Consider the following 273-nt stretch of genomic DNA (forward strand, 5'->3'; position numbering starts at 1 on the left):
AAGTAATGCACGAGCGGAACGCTCACAACTTCCCTCTAGATTTGGCTGCTGGTGACTTTGCTCCTGTAGCTCTTACCGCTCCTGCTATCAACGGTTAATCATAAGCTTAAGGCGCTATCCATAGCGTCTCTACAATTTAAAAAAGCGTCCTCTGGTGACAGGGGGCGCTTTTTTATTTGAATCTACATAACCTAAATTAAGGTTCTTGTCAGCTCATAGTACAAAATTGTGGGTTTTCGAGACGCGATAAATCGCCGTCTCTACAAGTGTTTT

1 pseudogene is annotated in these 273 nt (G+C 43.6%); it reads left to right on the forward strand.

What is annotated here, in order from left to right:
• Window positions 1-98 (forward strand): annotated as a pseudogene (locus ABF638_RS38465) (photosystem II protein D1); the annotation flags it as partial.
• Window positions 99-273: the final 175 nt, after the last annotated feature.

The organism is Nostoc sp. CALU 1950 (assembly GCF_051172895.1).
Classification (GTDB): Bacteria; Cyanobacteriota; Cyanobacteriia; order Cyanobacteriales; family Nostocaceae; genus Nostoc; species Nostoc edaphicum_A.